The organism is Pseudomonas sp. HR1, from assembly GCF_030175875.1.
GTDB classification, from domain to species: domain Bacteria; phylum Pseudomonadota; class Gammaproteobacteria; order Pseudomonadales; family Pseudomonadaceae; genus Chryseomonas; species Chryseomonas oryzihabitans.
The window spans coordinates 1-602 of record NZ_JASNRF010000070.1 but is presented as its reverse complement, the minus strand read 5'-3'; the positions used below and the strand labels follow the sequence as shown (position 1 = coordinate 602).

1 protein-coding gene is annotated in these 602 nt (G+C 57.0%); it reads left to right on the top strand.

Going from position 1 to position 602, the window contains the following annotated elements:
- Nucleotides 1-433, top strand: a 433-nt coding sequence (locus QKY98_RS23635) for an HAD-IC family P-type ATPase (protein ID WP_284671708.1), incomplete at its 5' end; no start/stop codon positions are given.
- Nucleotides 434-602 lie beyond the last annotated feature (169 nt).

Here is a 602-nt window from a genome sequence, read left to right as displayed (position 1 = left end):
TGAGGTGCATGGCGAAGTGAAGCCGCAAGACAAGGAGGCGCTGGTGGTTAAGCTACAAGCCCTAGGTAAAGTAGTCGCCATGGCAGGCGACGGAATAAATGATGCGCCGGCGCTCGCCAGGGCTGATGTCGGCATAGCGATGGGCACGGGCACTGACGTCGCCATGAACAGCGCCCAAGTTACGCTCGTTAAAGGTGACCTGATGGGGATACTGCGCGCGCGCACGCTTTCGGTGGCGACGGTTCGCAATATGCGTCAGAACCTTCTGTTTGCCTTTATGTACAACGGGTTGAGCATCCCGATTGCCGCAGGTCTGCTCTATCCGTTCTTCGGACTGTTGCTGTCTCCGATGATTGCTGCCCTGGCCATGAGCCTCAGCTCAGCATCGGTTGTGTTCAACGCACTCCGGCTCCGTCAAACGCGTGTAGTTTGAAGCCTGTCGGCTTAGGCTTAGGCTTCGGTTGCGAAGTGTAGTGGTCTACTGATTCCGGACACCCATTTAGGGCGAGAATGCTCGCCATAGAGAGGTGTCTGATGACCAAGCAACGTCGTTCCTTTACGCCCGAGTTCAAACGAGAGGCCGCCTGCCTGGTGCTCGATCA